Annotated in this window: 19 protein-coding genes; 10 read left to right on the top strand and 9 right to left on the bottom strand. The window is 32.6% G+C overall.

The window, feature by feature from the left end:
• Positions 1–354 precede the first annotated feature (354 nt).
• Complete coding sequence (locus Q5I06_RS05540; RefSeq protein ID WP_305517184.1) at positions 355–717, bottom strand: hypothetical protein; 363 nt, start codon at positions 715–717, stop codon at positions 355–357.
• A gap of 76 nt (positions 718–793) precedes the next feature.
• On the bottom strand, positions 794–1,090 hold the full coding sequence (locus tag Q5I06_RS05535; RefSeq protein ID WP_305517185.1) for a hypothetical protein: 297 nt from the start codon (positions 1,088–1,090) through the stop codon (positions 794–796).
• Between the two features lie 179 nt (positions 1,091–1,269).
• Between Q5I06_RS05535 and Q5I06_RS05530 the strand changes: the two genes are divergently transcribed.
• Both Q5I06_RS05530 and Q5I06_RS05525 read left to right on the top strand, forming a co-directional pair.
• A complete protein-coding gene (locus Q5I06_RS05530; RefSeq protein ID WP_305517186.1) occupies positions 1,270–2,163 on the top strand; it encodes a hypothetical protein in 894 nt (297 codons plus the stop codon).
• Positions 2,160–2,843, top strand: coding sequence for a C39 family peptidase (locus Q5I06_RS05525; protein WP_305517187.1), 684 nt, complete (start codon positions 2,160–2,162; stop codon positions 2,841–2,843). The genes Q5I06_RS05530 and Q5I06_RS05525 overlap by 4 nt, the downstream gene beginning before the upstream one ends.
• 91 nt (positions 2,844–2,934) lie before the next feature.
• Here the strand turns inward: Q5I06_RS05525 and Q5I06_RS05520 are convergent, their stop codons facing one another.
• Entirely contained in the window at positions 2,935–3,531 is a 597-nt protein-coding gene (locus Q5I06_RS05520) for an FAD-dependent oxidoreductase (protein WP_305517188.1), read from the bottom strand.
• Between the two features lie 27 nt (positions 3,532–3,558).
• Positions 3,559–4,362, bottom strand: a complete 804-nt coding sequence (locus tag Q5I06_RS05515; protein WP_305517189.1) for a sulfite exporter TauE/SafE family protein — start codon at positions 4,360–4,362, stop codon at positions 3,559–3,561.
• 139 nt (positions 4,363–4,501) lie between these two features.
• Here Q5I06_RS05515 and Q5I06_RS05510 point away from each other — a divergent pair, with 139 nt between their 5' ends.
• The 5 genes from Q5I06_RS05510 (at position 4,502) to Q5I06_RS05490 (ending at position 9,481) form a co-directional block, all read left to right on the top strand.
• The gene (locus Q5I06_RS05510) at positions 4,502–5,284 is read left to right on the top strand and encodes a J domain-containing protein (protein WP_305517190.1); all 783 of its coding nucleotides are present in this window, start codon (positions 4,502–4,504) and stop codon (positions 5,282–5,284) included.
• 150 nt (positions 5,285–5,434) lie between these two features.
• A complete protein-coding gene (locus tag Q5I06_RS05505) occupies positions 5,435–6,286 on the top strand; it encodes an NAD(+)/NADH kinase (RefSeq protein WP_305517191.1) in 852 nt (283 codons plus the stop codon).
• Positions 6,283–7,830, top strand: coding sequence for an AAA family ATPase (locus Q5I06_RS05500; RefSeq protein ID WP_305517192.1), 1,548 nt, complete (start codon positions 6,283–6,285; stop codon positions 7,828–7,830). The genes Q5I06_RS05505 and Q5I06_RS05500 overlap by 4 nt, the downstream gene beginning before the upstream one ends.
• An 8-nt stretch (positions 7,831–7,838) precedes the next feature.
• Positions 7,839–9,164: an NFACT family protein gene (locus Q5I06_RS05495; protein WP_305517193.1), complete on the top strand. Its 1,326-nt coding sequence runs from the start codon at positions 7,839–7,841 to the stop codon at positions 9,162–9,164.
• Between the two features lie 14 nt (positions 9,165–9,178).
• Entirely contained in the window at positions 9,179–9,481 is a 303-nt protein-coding gene (locus tag Q5I06_RS05490; protein WP_305517194.1) for a hypothetical protein, read from the top strand.
• A gap of 3 nt (positions 9,482–9,484) precedes the next feature.
• Here the strand turns inward: Q5I06_RS05490 and carA are convergent, their stop codons facing one another.
• Together carA and Q5I06_RS05480 are read right to left on the bottom strand one after the other, a co-directional pair.
• Positions 9,485–10,603 (bottom strand): glutamine-hydrolyzing carbamoyl-phosphate synthase small subunit, encoded by a 1,119-nt coding sequence (gene carA / locus Q5I06_RS05485; protein WP_305517195.1) that lies wholly within the window; start codon positions 10,601–10,603, stop codon positions 9,485–9,487.
• Positions 10,603–11,154: a DUF507 family protein gene (locus Q5I06_RS05480; protein WP_305517196.1), complete on the bottom strand. Its 552-nt coding sequence runs from the start codon at positions 11,152–11,154 to the stop codon at positions 10,603–10,605. Before Q5I06_RS05480 ends, carA begins: the two co-directional genes overlap by 1 nt.
• A gap of 271 nt (positions 11,155–11,425) precedes the next feature.
• Here Q5I06_RS05480 and Q5I06_RS05475 point away from each other — a divergent pair, with 271 nt between their 5' ends.
• The 3 genes from Q5I06_RS05475 to ctlX are packed head-to-tail and all read left to right on the top strand — an operon-like array spanning position 11,426 to position 14,629.
• On the top strand, positions 11,426–12,193 hold the full coding sequence (locus Q5I06_RS05475) for a dimethylarginine dimethylaminohydrolase family protein (RefSeq protein ID WP_305520917.1): 768 nt from the start codon (positions 11,426–11,428) through the stop codon (positions 12,191–12,193).
• A 55-nt stretch (positions 12,194–12,248) separates the two neighbouring features.
• Complete coding sequence (locus Q5I06_RS05470; protein WP_305517198.1) at positions 12,249–13,697, top strand: amino acid permease; 1,449 nt, start codon at positions 12,249–12,251, stop codon at positions 13,695–13,697.
• Positions 13,694–14,629 (top strand): citrulline utilization hydrolase CtlX, encoded by a 936-nt coding sequence (ctlX, locus tag Q5I06_RS05465; RefSeq protein ID WP_305517199.1) that lies wholly within the window; start codon positions 13,694–13,696, stop codon positions 14,627–14,629. Before Q5I06_RS05470 ends, ctlX begins: the two co-directional genes overlap by 4 nt.
• Here the strand turns inward: ctlX and Q5I06_RS05460 are convergent.
• From Q5I06_RS05460 to Q5I06_RS05450, 3 genes are read right to left on the bottom strand one after another with little or no spacing between them, the layout of a single operon-like run.
• A complete protein-coding gene (locus tag Q5I06_RS05460) occupies positions 14,626–16,608 on the bottom strand; it encodes a penicillin-binding protein 1A (protein WP_370690929.1) in 1,983 nt (660 codons plus the stop codon). The two genes, ctlX and Q5I06_RS05460, sit on opposite strands and share 4 nt — an antisense overlap.
• Positions 16,602–17,705, bottom strand: coding sequence for an aminotransferase class I/II-fold pyridoxal phosphate-dependent enzyme (locus Q5I06_RS05455; protein ID WP_305517200.1), 1,104 nt, complete (start codon positions 17,703–17,705; stop codon positions 16,602–16,604). The genes Q5I06_RS05460 and Q5I06_RS05455 overlap by 7 nt, the downstream gene beginning before the upstream one ends.
• Positions 17,706–17,715: 10 nt before the next feature.
• A complete protein-coding gene (locus tag Q5I06_RS05450) occupies positions 17,716–19,035 on the bottom strand; it encodes a methyl-accepting chemotaxis protein (RefSeq protein ID WP_305517201.1) in 1,320 nt (439 codons plus the stop codon).
• Positions 19,036–19,060 lie beyond the last annotated feature (25 nt).

Raw genomic sequence — 19,060 nt, 5'->3', positions numbered from 1 at the left:
TTTATACCAAGATTGAGATTATTAAGATTCATTCTTGATTTGATAATCCTAACAAAAATCAGAATCTATGTCAATAAAAAATAAAATATTTTTATATTAAAATCCATTTTATTTAAATAAAATACCAAAAATAGGGATATATAAGATGTGTAATTTAGATAAAATAATTTATCTAATTGATTAAAAATCAATATTTAGAATATTATTTTAGATATAAATACAGATAGAACAGCTATTGATAGGTAGTTTTTGGAGATTTGATAGGATCAATTAAAATTCCTATGAAGTAATGCTAGTATTTGTATATCAGGAAAGATAAAAAAGGAGGATTAATTCCCTCCTTATATTAGATGATCATTTCTTTTGGATAGTGGCAAGTTTGCCCCTGACCTTGAAACAAGTACTGTCAATAAATCCACTTTTGTCAGTTTGGGTGATTTCTGTATCTATTAGAAAATCTCCTTCAAAGCCTCTTTTTTTACCATTTTCTATGGCGTTTGCGATAGCTTGATTCATTGTGGAATTCACTTTTTCCTTAGAGTGTGATAAAAGCGTAGCAAAACAACTTTCACCTTCTACAGGTATCGGGGAAGTTTTGATATTAGGAATCTCTACTTTATTTGTAGATAGAAGTGAATAATTTGTTGAGTTAGGAGGAAATGTTGTGCTACACCCACTAAATATTAGAATACAAACTGATAAATACGAAAATTTCATCTTATCTCCTTTTTAATGTAAAAGTTAATCCACACTAAAATCATCATTTGATTTTAGTGTGGTATTTTGGATTATCTTAAAGGAGTAGAAGGAGACCCGCAACTGCTAGTGTTCCGCCAAAAGAAGCTCCAAGTGCGTCACCAAAACTACTCCAAAAGCCAAAGCCTTGAGTATTCTTCATCTCTTCATTATCTAATACCATCGCATTAGCTTTACCACCAAAGAGCATCGCTTCATCAGCACTACTTAGTGTTGAACTAGTGTTTATAGAGATATTTTGTGGATTATTGTTTATAGAGTCTATAGAACTTGCATTTGCAAATCCAAAACTTAAAACAAATACAGAAGCCAAAGTTAAAACCAACTTTTTCATTTTATTTCCTTTATTAAATTTTATCAATAATAATAATATTCATTATTGATAATTTTATTCTAACAAATTTTGAAGTCTATGTCAATAGATTATTAAGCAAAATTAATTTTATTATTATAGGTTTTATAAATAAAATATGTTACTATATGAAAATTAAATTTATTAAAAATGAGATATAAATGAACAAGATAATATTATTTTTCTCAATGATTTCTAGCCTGTCTGCTGATGCAGTGATGATAAATGAGATGCTCACTCAAAAACATAGCCTCAGGCTTGATACCTCGATATTTTATGCTAATATCCAAAAACAAACAAATGTAATCGCTCCAGTAATCGCCACTGCTTCGCCCACAGATTCTTCTAGTGTTTATAGCATTCCTGCCATACTTGGGGTGCAACAATCCAATCAAGATTTTTTAAACTTTTCTCTCAATCTTAGATACGGTATTACAAAAGATATTGAAATTTTTGCTTCGCCTAGTTTTTTTTATCAACATAGCAATCTAAGTGATAGTGCTTTTTCTGGAGAGGATGATTATGATTTTAATAACTTCAATATGGGGCTTCTTTATCAAGTAAAAAGTGAAGGTAAATATCCATCATTACTTATAGGAACAACCCCTATTGTTATTTCTAAATCCATTCTTGCAGCACCAGAGAATCCAAAATACAAGCTAGATTATTTTAAAAATTATGCGTTTTTTGCTACGAGTTATTACACTGTAGATCCTGTGGTTTTTGTATTGCAGGGAGGTTTTAGGCTGAATTTACATAGAAAGATTGATGATCATACTTTAGATATAGGTAATTTGCTAAATCTAAGTCCTATGGTGTATCTAGCACTTAATCCTTATACTTCTATAAATTTTGGGATTAATTATCAGTATAAGTTTAAAGATAGATTAGATGGAATAGTGATAGCTCATCAGGGATCGTCGATTTCTTATCTTTTTGGTGCAAGTTATGAAGTGAATCCTAGTTTGATCGTGAGTGTGGATATAAATAATCTCAGCACCAACCTCTATACAAGTAATAGTGTGAATGTATTACTCTCATACAAAATAAGATGAAGAAATTTATTTTTTTAGTATTCTTAGGTGTGCTTAACGCACAGGTATATATCAATCAAAATGGCATATTGATAGAGCGATCTGTAAAATCGTGGATAGAGTTTAGAAATGCTAATCTGGTAAGACAGAAATATGATTATAGCTGTGGGAGTGCTTCTTTGGCTAGTATTTTAAAATACTATTATGAGGATAGTTCTATTACAGAACGTATAATTATTGATGAAATATTGAAATCCAAAGGCTATGATGTAAATCAAAATGAGGTCCTTAAAGAAGGAGATAATATCATCTCATTTTTGGATCTTTCAAAATATGCTATTGGCAAGGGATTTAAGGCTATCGGACTTGCTGTGGATTTTGATACTTTATCAAAGTTAAAGATTCCAGTGATTGTATTTGTGAGTATCCGCAGTATCGATCATTTCACTGTATATAAGGGCATGGATGAGGAATATGTCTATCTAGCTGATCCTAGCTTTGGAAATATCAAGATAAAAATCGATCAATTTAAAGAAATGTTTTTTCAGCGAAAAGACTCTAAATATCCCGGAAAAATCCTAGCTATTTTGCCTCAAAAACAAGATACCCCAATCAATAAAGACTTTATGAAAATAAAAAAAGATTCAGGCTTTACCTATAGGCTTATCAATCAGGATTTGATACACCATCGTTTTAGATAATTAAAATTTATATAAATTGTATTTATATTATCGTAAGAAAGTCTAAAGATTATTCTAGGGGAATCCCCTAGAATTTCATGTTAAAGATTGATTATTTTCTAGAGTCTTTGAAATCATGAATCACACTAACACTGCCTTTTATATCGCTAAGTATCGCACAAGCAGTTTCTGCAGCACTTCCTAACGCACAAGAGACCATAGAGGTTACTCCAGAGGCGATTCCTGCAACATATACCCCATCTTTGATAAGATTTCTACCGGTATGCTTGAGCTTTATTTTTCCGGGTTTTGGCATCAGGTCATGAGGCTCTATAAATTCTTCTAAACCTTTTATGTCGCATTCACTAGCACCAGTTGCGATAACTGCATATTCTGCGTTAAATTCTCCTTGAGTACTTTTGATAACTAAAGCCCCATTATTTCCTGAAATTTCAGTAGCTTTTGCGTTGATGTAGCTAATTTTTGTAAAACTTGTTATCTGATTTTTTATATGCGAAATAATTTCTTCACCTTTTATTGCTTTTGGAAAGAATGGCACATTATACACTTCAGCTTTTAAAATATCTGCTTTTCCTTCATCGATAATTGTGATTTCAAAATCCAAGTCTTTATTAATAGCTGATGCCAAAATGAGTGCTGTGTTTAGCCCTGCGATACTTCCACCGATGATGATAATTTTCTTTTTCATTTTAAAGTCCTTTGATATAAAATTTGGTTAGCCCGTAATCAGCTTGTAGGCTGTAACGAGCATAGAGAGCATATAAATGCTAAGTAAAGCTATTCTGTGGATTTTTCCACTGGATATTTCGATAAGCTTTATGCCTATCCATACTCCCATCATCGATGCGATACCTATGTAAAATCCTGCATACAATACTGCTGTGTCAATCACATTTTGGTTGTGCAGTGAAATAGTCCCTGAAATGGAAGCAAAGATCACAAAAAACAAACTTGCTGGAACGGCTTGTTTGGATTGATAGCCTAAATAATATCCTAAAATTGGCACCATCAGCAATCCCCCTCCAATTCCTAAAGAAATAGCAAAAACTCCTGTGAGTGCCCCTGCTAAGATCAAAATGAGATTTCTTTGTAGTGGGGATGTTGCTGGAGGGTTGTTATTTACAGAACTTTTAACTTTAAAGGCGTATTTAATAAAGGAATAAAAGGTGATACATAAAAATAAAATCTTGAGTGTTTCAGAACTTACATTTCCAAGCACTATTCCACTAAAACTTGCACCAATAAGCCCTCCTATACCTGCATAAATTCCGTCTTTTACAATCAAAAGACCTTTTTTGTAGTTGATAAAAGAACCAAAAACAGAGGAAAAAATCATTTGCATCACAGAAATACCGATAGCATGTTGCATAGGGTATTTTAATACAAGCATCAAAGGTACAATAATAGTGCCTCCTCCTATTCCAAAAAACCCCGCTGCTATTCCTGAGATCAGCCCCACGCATATGTAAATCAAAATATCTAAATGTGTTCCACTCTGAATTAAAGTATCTAGTTCCATTTGAAATTTTCCTATTTTTTTATGTGTTATTATGCGATTTTAAAGTTATAAATACTTTAAAATTTTATATATTTTATTTTATGGATTGATTTTTGCTTTATTTGGAGTAGTTGTACATAAGGATATATGAGGGAATCTAATGAATGTTAGTTATTGTAATCGATATATTCAGATAGAGTTATTTCAAGAAAGTGAGCTATTTGAAAAAATAATGAGATATTCTAGCAAATATTTTTCAGAACACTACAGGCTATCTTCGTCTATTTTGATTCTTGATGATGGGGAGAGATTTAAGAAGGATTATCTGATAAATTGGGCTTATCACGCTAGTTTGGAAGAGGAGAAGAGTCATCTTGATGCTGTATTATTGCATACTCACTTACCTATTCGTATCAAAATACTCAAAAAAAATGATGTTTTGCAGAAGGTAAAAGTTTCATTGCGAGTGGTCGGACTTGATAAAGTGATCTTAACTCTTGAAAAGAAGAACGCACTAGCTAGACGTTATTTAAAAAATTTATTTGGCGTTTATTGTGATTTTGAGTGTGAAAATGAAATTCATCTCAAGGCAAGAGGAGATGAATTTTGGGAACATATTATGAACCTTATTAGTTCTAAAATTATCCATAATGTGGCGATTGATTTTGATTATAAAGGATTTTTTGGAAAAAAATTTGACTCTTCTTTTCTTACCGAAGATGAATGCAATCTTAGAGGATATTATCTTGAGTTAGAGTCCAGATTTGATGATGATTTTCAGAGTGTTAAAAAACGTTATTTGAGCTTGGCTCGTACTTATCATCCAGATAATGTCTATGGGAGAGATGAAGCAATTGTTCAAGATTATCACGATCGTTTTACTAGGATTAATGAGGCTTATGAGGCTATAAAAAAATCTCAAAAAATATTTCTTGAGGTTTGAATGAGCGAGATTTTGTCCTATGTCCTCATCTTTTTGATAGGGGTTATATCCTATTTTATAGGGTTTGATGCTGTGTATGGATATATGAAATTTTATTCTTATCTCTAGTTTGATACAATACATTAAAAATTAAAATTAAAGAATCCAAATATGAATCCACCTATATCTAAAATAGGGGTTCTTCTAAGACCTGCCACCCCTACATTAAAAGATACTTTTTTTGAGATACAAAAAGCATTTAACAAAAATGGCATACAGATAATTTTAGAAGATTCAAGTGCATTGATGATAGGGCTTAGTGGAATAGCTTTTGAAGATATGTGTGAAGAGATTGACGCACTTCTTTCGCTAGGTGGGGATGGGACATTGCTCTCAGCACTTCGACGTAGCTATGGGAGTAAAATACCTGCTTTTGGTATCAATATAGGACATCTAGGATTTCTTACTGCTATAAGTCCTATAGAGGTCGATAGATTTGCTGCCCTTCTTTCAAAAGGGGATTATAAAATTGATGAACACATGATGCTTGAAGGGTGTTTAAGTACCTCTGAAGGCGAAAAAAATCTTCACGCACTTAATGAGGTTTTGATTTCAAAAAAGAATATTTCAGGATTACTGAAAATCTATGCTAAGGTCAATGGAGAGTCTTTTAATGTGTATTATGCAGATAGCCTGATTATAGGAACACCTACTGGCTCTACGGCTTATAATATCAGTGCAGGGGGTTCTGTGATTTATCCATTTTGTAGAAATATATTGCTAACGCCTATTTCCCCACATTCTCTCACTCAAAGACCGATGGTTTTAAATGATGAGTTTGTATTAGAATTTGGAGTAGAAAACGATTGTGTGCTCGTTATTGATGGTCAAGAAGTAATGGAAATGAAATCACAAGATACTCTGAAAATAAAAGCAGCACAATTGAATGCACATCTCATCCAAAAAACAGATCGGAGTTACTTTAGGATATTGAAACAAAAATTCAAATGGGGTGAAGAATGATAAATAGACTCATCGTCAAAAATTCTGTAGCATTTGAAAATGTAGATTTGGAATTCAAAAATGGATTTAATGTTTTTAGCGGAGCTAGTGGAAGTGGAAAATCTGTTTTGATAGAGTCCTTGCTTGGGGCTTTTGGAATTAAAGATAGTAATGCAGATATGATTGAAGCGAATTTGGATATTGCTTTAGGTGAGTTTGGAGTGGATTTGAATGAGTTTGGGCTTAGTGAAGAAGATATTCTTGTGCTAAGCATTCTTAAAAAAGATAAAACAAGATATTTTCTTAATCGTTATAATACTTCCAAAAAACGTTTAAGTGAGCTTGTTTCTAGGTTTGCTAAACATATTTCTTCAAAAGGTGCAGATGAGCTTAAGATGGAAAATATTTTGAGAGTTTTTGATGATTTTATCGCTCAAAATAACCCTAATCACAAGAAACTTTTGAGTGATTTTACGATTCATTATAGAGATCTTTTGAGCATACAAGAGGAATATGCTGCATTAAAAGAAGAAGAGAAAAATATCCAAAATCTCAAAGAGTTTGCCGAATTTGAAATAGAAAAAATTTCTAGTTTAAATTTAGTAGAAGGGGAGTATGAGAGATTATTAGAACTCAAAAAAACCTTATCAAAAAAAGAAAAAATTCAAGAGAGCATTTCTGGGGCATTGGAGGCATTAGATGGAATTTCTAAGATTTCACATACACTTGCTTTGATAGGTAAAGATAGCCTGATATTTCAAGAAGGGATTTTAGAAGCACGTTCTATTATCGATGAAGAAAGAGAAAGGCTTGAAGAACTTGGAAGTCTTGATGGAGAAGAAATGCTCAATCGTATAAGCACCCTTTCAGATATTAATAGAAGATATGGCGGAGTTTCTGAAGCTCTAGCACATTTGGAAACGCAAAAACAAAAACTTCAAGATTATCAAAATATCAGCTTCAACAAAGAGACTCTTTATAAACAAATACAATCATTGCAAAATACATGTCTTGAAATAGCTAAACAAATCAGTCTCTGTCGAAATGAATGTGTAGTGCAGTTTGAAAAAGAGATTTTAAGGTTTTGTAATCAATTGTTATTGAAGAAACCAACGATAAGCTTGAAGTCTTGTGAATTATATAATTTGGGATTAGAAAAAATTGAACTTACTTTAGAAAGTTCAAGTATTGATGTGCTTAGTTCAGGTGAATACAATCGCTTGAGATTGGTAATAATGTGCATAGATGCACTTATTAATGGTTCTAAAGGAATCTTAGTTTTAGATGAAATTGATGCAAATTTAAGTGGAGAAGAAAGTGAAGGGGTAGCAAAAATGCTTAAAATATTGTCAAAAACTTATCAAATTTTTGCGATTTCTCATCAGCCACATATGCCAGTTTTGGCAGATTCTCATTATTTGGTTCGTAAAAAAGATACTAAAAGTGAGGTAATACTGCTTGACAAAGAAGGCAGAATCAAAGAAATGGCTAGAATGATAAGTGGAGCAAATATAACTAAAGAGGCACTTGAGTTTGCAAAAAAAAGATTAGAAGAAAGTCAATAAGGAAAATAATGAAATTATGGCTACTTAAGAATATTGCGAGATTTTTGAGTGACCAAGAAATGATTCATAACATCAAACGTATTGATGATAATTTGCTGAAATTTGAGCTTAAGGAAAAGATATTTTATTTTGATATGACCAAAGGAAATAGCGGTGTTTTCCTCATGCCAAAACCTCTTTTAGGGGCAAAAATATACAATGCACCCTTTGATGTTTTTTTGTCTAAACTTTGCTCTAGAGCTAAAATTATAAATGCAAACGTAGATGGAAATAATCGAATTTTGAAGATAGAGTGCGATCAGTTTGGCACTTATAAAAATACCAGATTTTATATTCAATTTGAATTTACAGGCAAACACACTAATGTTATTTTGCTAGATGATAAAAACATTGTCTTAGAAGCACTTAGGCATATTAATATTGATAGGAGTTCTAGGGAGGTTCGCATAGCAGAAGTACTAAAGCCATTAGAACAAAGAAATATGGATTTTTCTGAGGAGATGAAGATTTTGAGCAATGAAGAGTTATTTGTTCAGCTTGAAAATGCTTATTTTGAAAATTTGGATAAAAAATTAAAAATAAAAAAAGAAATCATTACCAGTAGAATTTCCAAAAAAATAAAGAAATTGCAGATGCTTTTAGATGATCTTCCCAAAGAAGATGATTTGCATCAAAAGGCACAGAAATTATCACAGAGTGGAACTATTTTACTTGCCAATTTGCATCAAATACAAAATTTTGCTTCTGAAGTAAGGCTAAAGGATTTTTCTGGTTCTTATGTGTGCATTACTCTTCCTGAAGGGATTAGAACACCTCAAGAAGGTGTTAATATGATGTTCAAAGAAGCAAAAAAACTCACTCAAAAAGCCAAAAATACCCATATACAAGTTCAAAATTTAAGTGATAAAATTGATTTTTTAAAGCAAGAAAATATTTATATTCAAAACATTCAAAATATTCAGGATTTAGTCATTTTAGAACCTAAGAAGCAAAATAAGAAATCACCACCTAAATATGAAGTGATTTTTATTGAAGGAATAAAAGTTTCTATAGGCAGAAATAAATCAGAAAATCAATCCTTGCTTGAAGAAGCAAAAGCTGATGATATTTGGTTGCATATTCGAGATATTCCCTCATCTCATATGATTATCCATTGTGGTAAGGGAAAAATTTATGATGAAGTTATCCACAAAGCAGGGGAAATATTAGTAGGGATAAATTCAATTCAAACAGGAAATTTTAGTGTCGATTATACTAGAAGAAGGTTTGTGAAAATCATTGAAGGATCAAATGTGGTTTATGCCAAACATCAAACCTTTCATTATAAAAAATAATTCAAGGATGAAAAATGGCGATCTCACCTATTGGTAATATAACTTATATTAATCAGAATTCACAGCTCAACTCTACACAACAAGCCAACGCCATTGCAAGAGGAGATATGACAGATGTCATCGCAAGAGAGTTTGAAGATAAACTTAAAGATGTTCAAGAAGTTCGTCCTACAGAGGATTCTCAATCTGTAAATCCAGATTCAAAAGGAAATGGAGCATTTGAGGAAGAAAACAAAAAAGAACAAAAACAAACCCAAGCTACTCAAGATGAGCAAATAGTTGTCCATAGTGAGCATATTTTGGATATTAAAGTTTAAGACCTAGATCATATCTGCAAATTGTTTGAAAAGATTGCTTGATTCTTTTGGACCAGGACTAGCTTCAGGATGGTGTTGCACTGAAAAAATAGGAGCATTTTTATATTTGAGTCCTTCTATTGTCCCATCAAATAGGTTTTTGTGGGTGATTTCAGCAATTTCTTCAATCTCTTGAGGCACTGAATAGTTATGATTTTGAGAAGTGATTTCTACGCTTTGAGTAATGAGGTTTTTTACTGGGTGATTTCCCCCGTGATGACCGAATTTTAACTTATAGGTTTCATAGCCATTTGCTATGGATAGAAGCTGATGCCCTAAACAGATTCCAAAAATTGGGATTTTTGCTTCAATGAGGAGTTTGATTTGAGATATTTCATTTTTTAGCATTAGTGGATCTCCAGGACCATTAGATAAAAATACCCCTTTGATTTCTCCATTTTCAAATCTAGCAATGATGGAATTTGCTTCAAAATGATGAGGCATTACTTCGACCTCAAGTCCTACGGCTGTAAGTTCATTAAGTATATTTCTTTTGATTCCAAAATCAATAGCGATGATTTTTTTTGAAGTGTTAGGTAAACCGTATTGAAAGGTGTTAAAATCAAAGGTAGAAGTTGTATGTGTGTAGGTTTTTGGGGTTGAGACTTCGGGAATGAGGTTAATATCTTGGATTTTTTTGGATTTTTTAAGAATATTTTTGAGTTCCTCAGGAGAAGATATTTGAGTTGATGCTATCATCATCATTGACCCATTGTTGCGAATGGTTTTGGTTAATAGCCTTGTATCTACGCCAGTAATTCCCATTATGTCTTGGGATTTTAAAAAGTTATCCAAGTTTTCTTTTGCTCTAAAATTTGAGTAAAATTCATTGTAGTTTCTTACAATAATTCCTTTGCAAAAAATTCCTCTTGATTCCATATCTTCGGGATTTGCTCCAACAATACCAATTTCTGGCATAGTAAAAAGGATAAATTGACCTGCATAGCTAGGATCTGTGATAATTTCTTCATAACCTGTCATCGAAGTGTTGAAAACAACCTCTCCCACAGCTGTTTGACCTGATCCAAAGGCTTTTGCTTGTAAAAAAAGTCCATTTTCAAAATAAAGATAAGCATCTTGCATTATAAAAACCCTTTTCTTTTAAGTTCTTCTTCGTACAATTTTTCAAAAACCAATTCATACTCATCTGTGCCCACAAGAATTTTTCTTTTGTAGTGTTTGATTTTTTCAATCACTTCATCTTCAATTTCTTCATATATTTTAGAATAAGAATCAATGGATTTAAAAATAATATTTTTGATAAGATTTTCAGATATGCTGAATTTAATAAAACCTTCAAGACTTATCTCATCAAGTATCCTATGGGAAATATCACTGTATCTATCCTCCCAAGAAAGTAGAAAATTTTCTTGTTCAGCTATTTGACGTTTTATCATCCAAAAAAGCTGTCTTTCATCTGCACGCATGAATTCAATCTCATCAAGATTTTCCTCTAATAGACTTTTGGCTTTTTCGTCAATTTCAGCTTCTTTTTTGATATCTTCTTCCAAAATTACTCTAGCAGTATTGGCGATATTTTCAATAGGTGCTTTAAGCTCCAAGAGATTGGAATTTGCAATGTCCAATGCTATTTTATTTGCTACGTGGGATATATGTGTTAGTTTTAATTTCATTGGCTCACCTCTAAAATGAATTCTCTGATTTTAGCGAGTTTTAGGTAAATTTCTATTTAAAGATGTTATATCTTTGGGAAAACACCTAAAATAAGTAAAAACTTCAAATTATTAAGATTCAAAAATACAATATCAAATAAAAATATTAAAAATATTTGTGTATATAAGTAACATATTATAAATTTATATGAGTATTTATTAGACATATTTTATGATTCTATGTATAGAATAGATTTATATAAATTTCAAATTCAAATAAAAAGGATTTAAGATGTTTAGAAATGTAATCGTAAGGATTCCATCTGCTCGTATATCTGAAGGTATCACAAGTGCAAATCTTGGAAAACCTATCTATAAGAACGCCCTTAAGCAACATTCTGAGTATGTTGCAGCTCTAGCAAAAACAGGAGTAAATGTAACAGTATTAGAACCACAAGATGATTATCCTGATTCTTGCTTTGTGGAGGATGTTGCATTATGCACTAGAGAGTGCGTTATTATCACTAGACCTGGTGCGAATACACGAAGAGGCGAAGCTAGTTTGGGTGATATGCAAGAAGCTTTGAAAAAATTTTATAAAAACATCGAATATATTCAAGATCCTGGAACGGTTGAAGCAGGGGATATTATGATGGTAGGAGATCACTTTTATATCGGACTTTCAGCACGTACTAATCAAGAAGGCGCACAACAAACTATCAAAATATTACAAAAGTATGGTTTAAGCGGTTCAATCGTGCATTTGAGTGAAGTACTTCATCTTAAAACAGGGCTTTCTTATATTGAAAATAATAATCTCTTGGTTGCTGGGGAATTTAAGACTAAGTCTGAATTTGCAAAATTCCATCGCATAGAAATTCCAGATAACGAAAGCTATAGTGCTAATTGTATCTGGGTAAATGACTTTGTTATCGTCCCAAAGGGCTATAAAGCTGTGTATGAGAAAGTTTCTGCATTGGGTTACAAGATTTTAGAAGTGGATACCTCTGAGTTTAGAAAAATTGATGGGGGCTTGAGCTGTTTGTCGCTTAGATTTTAAATAAATCATAGGGACTATAAAAATTAAACTTTTCAATAGCCAAAAAGGGTTTTTAATGGTGCAGAAGAATTCTTTAGCAAAAGATATGAAGACAAGACATCTTGTGATGATAGGGTTTGGAGGGGCTATTGGCGTAGGATTTTTTGTAGGTACGGGTGAAACGATTTCTCAAGCTGGTGCATTGGGTGCATTGATCGCTTATTTTGTAGGCTCTGTTATTGTTTATTCTGTGCTTTTATCTTTGGGGGAGATGGGTGCTTATTTGCCAAATACGGGCAGTTTTGGCGACTATGCTCAAAAGTTTATCAACCCGTTTACGGGATACTATGTCTATTGGGCTTATTGGCTTAATTGTGTCTTAGGAAATGCAATTCAATTTATTGGTATCGGGTTTTTGATGCAAAAATGGTTACCTGATTCGCCATTATGGATTTGGATTCTTTTATCTTGTGCTTTAGTTTTTGTTGCCAATGCTTACAAGGTTAGATTTTTTGCAGAGGTAGAATTTTATCTCTCAGCGATTAAAGTTGGGGCTATTTTGATATTTCTCCTATGCGGACTTAGTGTCATAATTTACAATCTTTATACATTAGGATTTGGTTTAGATGCCTTCAGCAGAGTTTTTCAAAATTTTTATGATAGCTCTGCACATACATTTTTTCCTAATGGTATTTTGGCAGTTTTTTCAGCAATAGTATTTATTAGCTATGCTTTTGCAGGAACAGAGGTTATAGGTGTAGCTATTGGAGAAACTGCAGATCCTCATAAAGCAATGCCTTATGCAGTAAAAGCAACGATGTGGAGATTGCTCGTATTTTTTATCGGCTCTGTTTTTATTGTTTCGACTTTTTTGCCCCATAGTGATGCTAGAATTACAGAAAGTCCTTTTGTTGCTGTGCTTGATATTTGGAATGTGCCTTATGCAGGAAGCATTATGAATGTTGTGATTATAGTTGCTATTTTATCTTCTTCAAATACTGGCATTTATGGATCTGCAAGGATGTTTTATAGTTTGTCTCAGAAAGGTTTTTTACCTAAAGTTTTTTCAAGAGTGAATAAAAATCAAATACCTATATATTCACTGATTGTTTCTACTGCTGTCTCTCTTGTCTCTCTTTTGTGTATATGGATTAATCCTCAAGAGGTTATCAATGCTCTTATTATCATAGCAGGATTGTCAATGATGCTGGTATGGATGAGTGTAGGCGTTTCTCAATATAATTTTAGAAAATGGTATAAGAATATTTTAGGCAAAAAACTTGAAGATCTTCCATATAGAACCCCTTATACTCCATATACGCAAATTATAGGTGTTTTTGGATGTGCAATTCCTATTGTTGTGAGCAGTATTGAAGGTAGCTATCGAGTATCGGTTTGGTATACACTTGCATTAGTGGTGGTTTGTTACATAGGATATTATTTTACTAAAAGGTTTAATAAAAATATTAATAATGGTATCAGTGATGAAGAGTTTTTAAAAAATACAATGAAGGAAATCAAATGAAACAAGTTACAAATAAAATTATAATGACAAGACCCAATGCCTTCCACTTCAATCCCCAAACCGCTGTAAATAATTATTTTCAAAAACAAAATACTCATGAACAAAATGATGAAATTCAAGCAAAGGCGTTGATGGAGTTTGATAGTGCTACATCTGTTTTAGAAAAAGCAGGAATAGAGATTTGTTATTTTGAAGATACGCAAATTCCTCATACTCCAGATAGCATTTTCCCTAACAATTGGTTTGTTTCTATTGATAAAAATAATCTTTGTTTGTGTTCAATGTTTGCAGAAAATAGACGCAATGAGAGAAAAAAATTTTTGAGTAAATTATTTGAATACAATCATCAGGTAAAGCTAGATATATTGGATTTATCCTTATATGAAAAAGATAATAAATTTTTAGAAGGAACAGGGGCAATGGTTTTGGACAGAATACATAAAGTCGCTTTTGCTTCTCTCTCCCCTCGTTGCGATAAGGAACTTTTGTATATATTTTGCGAACATTATGGTTATAAACCCGTTGCTTTTACTTCCTATCAAAATTTTAATTTAAAAAGACTGCCTATTTACCACACCAATGTAATGATGGCAATATGTAGTGATTTTGCAGTTGTTTGTTTTGAAAGTATTGATAATGTAAAAGAGCGAGAATTTGTCATTCGAGCTTTGGAAAATTGCAATAAAGAAGTGATTGCTTTGAGTGAAAATCAGATTTATAATTTTGCAGGGAATATTATAGAGCTTGAAAACAAATTTGGAGAGAAGTTTGTAGTGATGTCTAATAATGCTTACCATTGCCTTGAGGACTCTCAAATTGAAAAAATCTCAGAATACGCACAAATTATTTCTATGGATATCTCAAATATTGAGCAATATGGCGGAGGTTCGATCCGCTGCATGATTGCTGAACTTTTTAATCAGTCTTTTTAAAATAAGAGTTTCTCATCAATAGTATCTTGAGGCTTATTTTCTGGAAGTTTTGAAGTTTGCGTATAGTAGTAATCACTTCCATTGATTGTCTTCTTATTTACGCCTTCTGGGGTATCAAATTTTCTTTTCAATCCCGGATCAATTTTTAAAACATTGCTGATAAAATGTGAAAATACAGGAGCTGAAATTACTCCTCCTGAGTCATTTTTGCCAATAGAGGTGTTATCATCTCTGCCAAACCATATGATAGCCTGTATAGAAGGAGTAAAACCGCAAAACCATCCATCAATATTATTATTAGATGTCCCTGTTTTTCCAGCTATTTCAATCCCATTGACCCTTGCTCTCCTTCCAGTTCCTCCTGCCACTGTTTCTCTAAGGATAGAGGTTGTTAAGAAGGATTGTTCAGGAGTGGTGATTTCTGTGAATGGTTTGTCTTCAAAAGTTTCTGTGTTTCCATCTCTATCTGTAATGCTTTCAAATAATGAAGGTTCCACCATCGTTCCATAGTTTGAGAAAATAGAATATTCTTTTGCAGCTTCAAGAGGAGAAATTCCAACGCTTCCTAATATGATAGACATATCTTTAGGAGGGTTTTTAAACCCATAATCAATAAGTCCTGAGTAGATTTTATCAAAGCCTACCATCTCTACCAAATTTATCGTAGCTAGATTAAGAGAATGACTCAAGGCTTCCTTTAAAGTTACAAGACCCTTGAAACTTTTAGAAAAATTATTAGGTCTCCAATATTCATCCTTATCTTCATTTTCTTCATCGGTGTTATAGGTTTTATTGAAGCTTCTAGCCACATCAGGCACGGTTGTGGCGGTTGAATATCCTCTATCAAACGCTATTTGATAAATGAATGGTTTTATCGCACTACCAAATTGACGTTTGATTTGAGTGGCACGATTAAACGCACTTTTGCTATGATCGATTCCTCCTACTAAAGCTAGAATATTCCCTGTCTTTGTATCTGTAACAATCATCGCACCATTTAGCGTATCATAATCGTTAGATTCCTCTGTTGTTGGAGGTTTTGGATCGTATTTTGCGATACGTTTTTTGATATTATTATAGCCATAGAGTAAGGATTCTTGAGCTATTTTTTGATAGTCTAAATCAACAGTGAGTTTGATTTGATAGCCCCCTGTTTTGATGTCTTTGATATAGCTTAGCTGTTTGAGAACTTCATCTACAACATATGGAGCGGCATTTTGAGTGAGTGTTTGGTTATAGACTTCAGGGATTTCACTGATTCCTTTTTCATATTCTTCTTTGCTAATCCATCCGATTTCATACATACGTTTGATAATATTGTTCGCACGGCTTAATGAAAAATCTAAATTTCTTGTAGGATCATAAAAGCTAGGAGCTCTAGGCAGAGATACAATCATAGCGATCTCTTTGAGACTCAGAGCATTTAAAGGTTTTTTAAAATATCCCAATGAGGCAGCTTTTACTCCATAATACCCATGTCCAAAAAAAGTCTGATTAAAATATCTCTCCAAAATTTCTTCTTTTGATAACATATGTTCGACCTCGATAGATAGCAAGGCTTCTTTGATTTTTCTAGATATGGTTTTATCTCGAGTGAGAACCATATTTTTGATAAGTTGTTGTGTGAGCGTACTTCCACCTTCTAGGTATTTTCCACTTTTGATATTTTTGACCATCGCACGAATAATAGCATCGTAGTTAATCCCCCCATGTTCAAAAAATAATGTATCTTCAACAGCCAGAAGTGCTTCTATCATTTTTGGTGGTATTTCGTCAAATTTTACATAGAACCGATATTCTGTATCAAATACATTTGCGATTAAGCGATTTTTTCTGTCAAATATTTGAGTTGTCAGTTGTGGGTGATAATTTTTGATTTTTTGCACATCTTTTTGTAAATCTATCCATAAAAAAGCCACATAAAAAACGATAAATACAACAAAACAGCTCAAAATAGAAATAGTAATTTTTTTTAGCATATTTGACCTTGAGATTTTTTGATTATTTTACACAATTTTTTTGTTTCTTTCAGAGAGTTTTTTGTACCCAATGTGATTCTTAATATAGGCTCTTTTACTGTGGGTTTCCTGATAGCACCCACTAAAAAGCCATTTTCTTGAAGTTCTTTATGTGCTTTTTGCATATCTTCAGTATTTTTGTATTTTATAATCAAAATCTGCGATTGCAGTGGTATTTCAAGTATCTTTTTAACTAGATCTTGGAGGCGAGATATTTTGTCCTTGAAAATCTTCTTATGTTCTTGAATATATCTTAGATTTACCAATGCTAAGGCAGTGTCAAAGATACTCAATGCAGTCGTATATATGATAGATTTTCCTCGATTGCATAAAAAATTCACTATTTCTGTATCTGCAAGTATATAAGCACCATAGCTGCCATAAGCCTTTGATAACGTTCCCATTTTAATAAAATTTGGACAGATGGGAATATGATGATAGTCAAAATAGCCCAACAAATTTGTCCCAATACTTCCGCTACTATGAGCTTCATCTACAATCAAGAGAGCATTCTTATCTATCGCAATTTTTGCAAAATCTTTGTGTGCAAGATCTCCATCCATTGAATATACACCTTCAATAGCGATAATAATCCTGCCCTTAGTGGGCGAAGTTTCAAGTAGATTATTTAAATCCTTAGGGTCATTGTGCTTGAAAAATACAGCTCTATCGCCGAGTATTTTAGCAGCATATACTCCACTAGCATGATATTTTTCATCGATATAGATTTTGTCATTTTTTCGTACAAGTCCATCAAAGAGTGCAATATTTGCTAGAAATCCACTGCCTAAGATAATACCATCTTTGAATCCATTCAAAGCACAAAGCTCTAATTCTAGCTCTCTGTGTAATAAGGAATAACCATTTACAATCATTGAAGCTTTTGGGGAATGAGATTTTTGCTCCAAAAGCAACTTATAAGCAGCTTTTAGGAGTTTTTTGTTTTTAGACAATCCTAGATAATCATTGGAGGCAAAATCCTTCAATGTATCTAGGAATATTTTTCTTTCTCGGTATAGACCACTGTGCTTGATCGCATTGAGTTCTTTTTCAAACATAGATTTTGATTTAATGTTCTGATTTTTCGCTCAAGATACCTTCTATAATTTTGTTGATATCATTTCTTTTCTCTTCTAGCATTTCATCGATGCTTTTCATAACGCCATTGCTTCCATTTTCCATATTGGATACTCTTTGATCAATAAAGCTTTTTGAAGGTTCTTGTTCATTTTCTTTGATGGCTTGAGCAAGATTATTAGCTTCGGTATGCACAGAAGAATGGAAAGCATCAAGATTTTTATATCCTTGTGTAGATGAAAAGTATTTTTTGCCTTCACCTTCAAAATACCATTTACCCAATCGACAATTTTGATGTTGGACTTGATTAAATGAATCAGATAGTTTAAATAAAAGTGCATAAAGATTATTTTTATAAACTGTGTGATCAAGTTTTGCCAATGCACAAAAGATTTGATTATTAGAATTGTAAATAGCATATTTTGCAATTCTCGCACCGTCTTTTAGATGAGCGACCATTTGATAAATCTCATCTACGCTATTTTTAACTTCTTCAGTGATTTTATTGGTTTCATCTGTGCTGTTTTGAATATCACTAGCTTCTTGCTGCATTGATTTTACAACGATAGCAATCTCCTTGGTAGCTTTTTGGGTTTTTTCAGCTAGTTTTCGAACTTCATCAGCAACCACTGCAAACCCTCTACCGTGTTCTCCTGCTCTAGCAGCTTCAATGGCTGCATTGAGCGCGAGTAGGTTAGTTTGTTCTGCAATATCATCAATAAGAGAAATAACATTGGTGATTTCATTGCTTCTTTGAGTGAGAGATCCCACTAGCATAATCGCATTTTGCATCTTTTCATATAGATTGTTGATATTTTCAGAAGCAGTTGTGCTTAAATCAAGGCCATTTACCCCGTCTTTTTCTGATTCCGCAGCTTTTTCTAAAATTATTTTGCTTTCACTTAAGATATTTTGAAATGAATTTTGAGCTTCAAGTAATCCATTTTTAAGACTCTGATGATAGGTTTTAAAAAGATCTAACCCATCATTTTTTTCAAAAATCCCATCTGAAGAAACTAGAGAATAATAGATCACACCATCGATGATTTTACTTTTAACCCTATAGCTCTGATTTTTTAGCTTTAAGCTAGTGGAGTTTTCTCTTAAATGATGTGTGATTTCCTCTATACCTTGTAACTTACTGGCATTTTCATTTGCAAATACAATTTTTTCATTTTTGATTCCAAAAATAATTTCTGTAAATGAAAATTCCGCAAGTGCCTTATAATTTTCTACCTGTTTTTGAAGCCGTTCTATTTCCGCACTCTTTTGAGCTAACTGCAATTGCACGTTTTTGCTATTCCCAAACATTTCATTTCACCTCGTTAGTTTTGTT

It is taken from the genome of Helicobacter cappadocius (genome assembly GCF_030688855.1).
GTDB classification, from domain to species: domain Bacteria; phylum Campylobacterota; class Campylobacteria; order Campylobacterales; family Helicobacteraceae; genus Helicobacter_J; species Helicobacter_J cappadocius.
This window is presented reverse-complemented; position numbering and strand designations above follow the sequence as displayed.